Source organism: Pseudomonas sp. FG36, from assembly GCF_057809275.1.
In genome coordinates, this window is the sequence record NZ_JBMDJQ010000072.1 from 1 (window position 1) to 5,181 (window position 5,181).

Genomic DNA, 5,181 nt, shown 5'->3' on the forward strand with positions numbered 1-5,181 from the left:
CCCCCCCCCCCCCCCCCCCCCCCCCCCCCCCCCCCCCCCCCCCCCCCCCCCCACGCCGGAGGTTTTCAGCCGCTGCCATTATTCGAGGAACTTGAGGTCCGAAGGCGCCTGCTGCGCCAACGTCTGCACGGTGTCCCCCAGCGTGCCGCTGCGCGGATCGCGGCGCATGACCACGATCTGGTTGCTCTTCTGATTAGCCACCAGCAGGTAGTTGCCACTGGGGTCTAGGGCAAACTCGCGGGGATGGTCGCCCTCGACCGACCGGCGCTGCAGCAGTCTCAGTTGGCCGTCATCCTTGCCTACCGCATACACCACGATCTCGTTGGCGGTGCCGCGATTGCTGACATAGAGGAAGCGGCCATCGGCCGACAGGTGCAACCCGCCCGCGGCCCTAGCCGCTGCATCCTTGCTGTCGGTCAGCGGCACGCGCTGGCGCTCGGTCAGAGCACCGTCCTGCACATCGAATACCACCACCTCGGCGCTCATCTCCAGCGTCAGGTAGGCATGCCGGCCCTTGGCGTCGAACAGCAGATGACGCGGGCCACTGCCCGGTGGCAACGCCACTGACGGCGGAATCGCCGGGCTCAGTGGATGCTCGGGGCTGGCGCCGTCGTAGCGGTAGATGAACACCTTGTCCGCGCCCAGGTCGCTGGCATACAGGTGGCGGCCATCGGGCGACAGCACCAGCGAATGCACATGGGCACCGGCCTGGCGCTCGGGGTTGACCTGGCTTGGCGTGTGCTTGGCCTGCTGCACTACCGGCTTGAGCTTGCCGTCCCTGGCCACCGGGATCACCACCAGGCTGCCACCGGGGTCGGGAGCAACGGCATAGTTGGCGACAAACAGGTAGCGCTGGTCATGGCTCAGGCTGGCGTGGGTCGGCTCGTCGCCCTGGCTGGGCACCTGGTTCAGCAGCTTGATCTCGCCCTTGCTGCCCAGCGAGAAGCTGCTGACGTTGCCCTTGGGCGTTTCATTGACCGCGAACAGCTGGCGCTGGTCGGCAGACAGCACCAGCCACGAGGGGCTGACACTCTTGACCACCTGCCGAGGCTTGGCGTCGATCTGGCCAGTGCGAGCGTTGAAGTCGTAGCGGTAGATCCCTTCGCTGCCGTTGTCGGTGTAGCTGCCCACCAGCAACGTGGCGGCCTGGGCGTTGACTGACAAAGCCATGAGGCTAGCGGTCAGCAGGCGTGTCCATTTCCTGTTCATCGTCTTCTTCATCCGGGGCACGAAAAGCACTCATACAGACTAGACGATGCTCGCCTTCATCAGTGGCCAGGCTCCAGTCGTCGCCCGCGCCATTAGCGGCAGCGATCTGCTCGGGGGTGAAGGTCCAGCGGCGCAGTTGACGGCCGTCCATGCATTCGATGGTGAGGCCGGATTCGTCGAGGGTAAAGTCGAAGGCGTGCAGGCCGTCGATCAGGAGCATGTCGCAGGCTGCGAGGGCAGTGGCGAGGGTGGTCATGGTAATACCATTTCAGACAAAGGCCGCCATTATACGCAATCGCGGGTCAAGTCGCGTCGGCGGTGCGCCGATGCGACTTGACCCGCGATAATGGCGTCACTCAATGGGCAAAGATCGACCCGCCCTCCTTGCCCGCCAATTTCTCTGGCTTGATCAGGAACCGCGCCAGCGCCGGCAGCAGCCACAGGGCGCCGAACATGTTCCACAGCAGCATGAAGGTCAGCATCAGGCCCATGTCGGCCTGGAACTTGATCGCCGAGAAGATCCAGGTGCACACGCCGATGGCCAGGCACAGGCCGGTGAACAGCACCGCCTTGCCGGTGGAGCGCAGGGTCTCGTAGTAGGCCTCCTGCAACGGCAGGCCGGCGCGCAGGAAGCTCTCCAGGCGGCTGTAGATGTAGATGCCGTAGTCCACGCCGATGCCCACGCCCAGCGCCACCACCGGCAGCGTGGCGACCTTCACGCCAATGCCCATGAAGGCCATCAGCGCGTTGCCCAGTACCGAGGTCAGCACCAGCGGCAGGACAATGCACAGGGTCGCGGCGAACGAACGGAAGGTGATCATGCACATCACCGCCACGCAGATGTACACGAGGATCAGGATGGTCAGCTCGGCCGACTTGATCACTTCGTTGGTGGCCGCCTCGATGCCGGCATTACCCGCCGCCAGGAGGAACTGCAGGCCTTCCTTGCTGTGGCTGTCGGCGAAAGCCTTGGCCGCGGTAGTGACCCGCTCCAGCGTCTCGGCCTTGTGGTCGTTGAGGAATACCAGCACTGGCGCCAGCGAACAGTCGGCGTTGTACAGGCCGTCGGCACGGGCGATGGAGTTGTTGAGGATATCCGGGTTGCGCGACAGGGTTTCCCATTTCAGGCTGCCCTCGTTCATGCCCTTGATGACCTGCTTGGACACGGTCACCAGGGAGATGGTCGACTGCACCCCGGGGGTGTTGTCCATGGTCCACATCAGCTCGTCGATCGGCGCCATGGTCGAGTGGATCGAGCAGCTCTCGGCCGGGGTCTTGACCATGATCACCAGCACATCGGAACTGGTCGAGTAGTTGCTGATGATGAAGCTGTTGTCCTGGTTGTAGCGCGAGTCCGGGCGCAGCTCCGGCGCGCCCTGGTCGAGGTCGCCGATCTTCAGGTTCTGGCTGTACCAGAGGCCGCCACCGAAGGCCAGCAGCGCCAGCACCACCGATACCGGCGCTACCTTGGGGCTGGCGAAGTTGGACAGCAGGCGCCAGAACGGATGCTCGCGGGTCGCATCCTTCTTGCTGCGGGCAATGGCCTTCTGGCTGATGCCGACGTAGCTGATCGCCACCGGCAGCAGGATCAGGTTGGTGAACACGATCACCGCCACGCCGATCGAGGCGCCGATGGCCAGCTCGCGGATTACGCCGATGTCGATGATCAGCAGGGTGATGAAGCCCACGGCATCGGCGAGGATGGCGATCATCCCCGGCAGGAACAACTGGCGGAAAGTGCGCCGGGCCGCGGTCAGGGCGTTGTCGGCGTCACTGGATTGCAGGGCGATGCCGTTGATCTTCTGCACCCCGTGGGAGATGCCGATGGCGAAGATCAGGAACGGCACCAGCATCGAGTACGGGTCCAGGCCGAAGCCCACCGCATGCATCAGCCCCAGCTGCCAGACCACCGCCACGAGGGTGGTGATGAGCACGGCGATGGTGCTGCGGATGCACCAGGTGAACCAGTACAGCAGCGCCCAGGTGATCACCAGCGCCACGCCGAAGAACATCGCCACCATCACCAGGCCATCGATCAGATCGCCGACCTTCTTGGCGAAACCGACGATGTGAATCTTCACGTTCGGGTTCTGCGCCTGGAACTTGTCGCGGATCTTCTCTTCCAGCTGGTGGGAGAACTGCTGGTAGTCGAGCTTGACCTGGCGCCCCGGATCCTGCGGGTCAGGATGGTTCTCCAGCAGCGGGATATCGATGATGCTGGACTTGAAGTTGTTGGCCACCAGGCGCCCCACCTGGCCCGACTTGAGCACGTTGTCGCGCAGGGTGTCGAGGCTGTCCTGGGAGCCATTGTAGGTATTGGGGATCACTTCGCCGCCGGAGAAGCCCTCTTCGGTGACCTCGCTCCAGCGCACGCTCGGGCTCCACAGCGACTTGAGCCCGGCGCGGTCGACGCCGGGGATGTAGAACACCTCGTCATGGATCTGACGCAGCGTCTCCATGTAGTCCTTGTCGAAGATGTCGCCGTTGACCGCCTCCACCGAGACGCGCACGGTGTTGCCGAGGTTGGCCAGGTCGTTGCGGTGCTCCATCATCTGCTCGATGAACGGATGCTGCAGCGGGATCATCTTCTCAAAGCTGGTGGACGGGCGGATCTGCGTTGCCTGCCAGAACAGGAACACGCTCACCAGCAGGCAGATGCCGATGACCACGGGGCGGTTGTTGAAGATCAGGCGTTCCAGCAGGGTGGCCTTGTCCTTGTGCTGCATGTCGAAGCTCTCCCGGCTGGTCATGGACGCGCCTCCTGGGTACCGTCGGCCGAGGCCAGGTGCACGCCCCCTTGCCCGACCAGCAACAGGCCGCCACCGCCCAGGCCGCTGACACCCGACAGGGCGATACGGTCGGCGCGGTTGCGCACGCTGAAGGTCTGGCCGTCGTCATGGCTGCGCAGCACGCTGCCGCCATTGCCGACCAGCACCAGGCTGCCGTCCTCGAGAAGCGTAGCGCTTGCCAGGCCGAATTCGAGCGGGCCGCGTTCGGCCTTGAGTTCGATCGGCTGCCAGCTGTCGCCGAAATCGGTGGAGCGGAACAGGTTGCCGCGCAGGCCGTAGGCCAACAGGGTGTTGGGCTGGGCGGTGCCGATCACACCGAACAGCGAGCCCTCGTAGGGGCCTTGCACCGTCGTCCAGCTCTGACCGGCATCGCTGGAGCGGAACATGCTGCCCTGCTCGCCGACGATGAACAGGCCAGCGTCCTTCACCTGGGCGATGGCGTTGAGGTGAAGTTGGTCGGGGTTGTCCAGGCGCTCGGCGACGTCCTGCCAGTGCTGGCCGCCATCGGTGGTCTCCAGTAGCGCGCCATAGGCGCCGACGGCAAAGCCATGTTGTGCATCGACGAAACGCACATCGAGCAAGGGTGCTTCGCGGGACAGGTCTTCGAACTGCTTGCTCCAGGTCGCGCCGCCGTCGTTGCTGGCGAGGATCTGAGCATCATGGCCGACCGCCCAGCCGCGTTTGTCGTCGAGGAAGAACACTGCGGTGAGCAGTTGCCGGGTGGGCACCCGGGCTTGGGTCCAGGTCTTGCCCTGGTCGTCGGAGAACAGGATATGGCCGCGATCGCCGACCACCACCAGGCGCTGGCCGGCGTGGGTGGCGCCGATCAACAGGCTCTGGCTGGCCTTGGCCGACTCCACCGAGTATTCCTCGGCGGCCACCGCCGCCTCGGCATTGCCAGCGCCGATACCCAGCACCAGTGCCAGTATCGCGCCTGCCGCCAGCCTGCGGCGTGGCGTAATCCGCTCTCTCATGACTGCCCCCTGTTGTGTTCTTGTGGTGGGTCAATCTATTGCCAGGCACTGCCGAAACCCCTGGTCCAGAGGCCTGGAATAGCTTCTGGCCATCGTATCGGGCTTGTCCGACAGAAAACAACGAGCGGGACGTTATGTTTTGTTAACCGCCAAAAGCATCGCGGGGCAAGTCGGGTCGCCGCATCGCCGCTCCCACGCCATCCTCAACT

4 protein-coding genes are annotated in these 5,181 nt (G+C 64.6%); all 4 read right to left on the reverse strand.

Annotated features, from left to right (window positions below; all coding sequences use genetic code 11):
* Positions 1-78: 78 nt before the first annotated feature.
* Entirely contained in the window at positions 79-1,209 is a 1,131-nt protein-coding gene (locus ACODS9_RS26360) for a lactonase family protein (protein ID WP_401112380.1), read from the reverse strand.
* On the reverse strand, positions 1,175-1,465 hold the full coding sequence (locus ACODS9_RS26365) for a DUF5629 family protein (RefSeq protein WP_401112377.1): 291 nt from the start codon (positions 1,463-1,465) through the stop codon (positions 1,175-1,177). The genes ACODS9_RS26360 and ACODS9_RS26365 overlap by 35 nt, the downstream gene beginning before the upstream one ends.
* 100 nt (positions 1,466-1,565) lie before the next feature.
* Positions 1,566-3,959, reverse strand: coding sequence for an efflux RND transporter permease subunit (locus ACODS9_RS26370; RefSeq protein WP_401112375.1), 2,394 nt, complete (start codon positions 3,957-3,959; stop codon positions 1,566-1,568).
* Positions 3,956-4,972, reverse strand: a complete 1,017-nt coding sequence (locus ACODS9_RS26375) for a WD40/YVTN/BNR-like repeat-containing protein (RefSeq protein WP_489095112.1) — start codon at positions 4,970-4,972, stop codon at positions 3,956-3,958. Before ACODS9_RS26375 ends, ACODS9_RS26370 begins: the two co-directional genes overlap by 4 nt.
* Positions 4,973-5,181 lie beyond the last annotated feature (209 nt).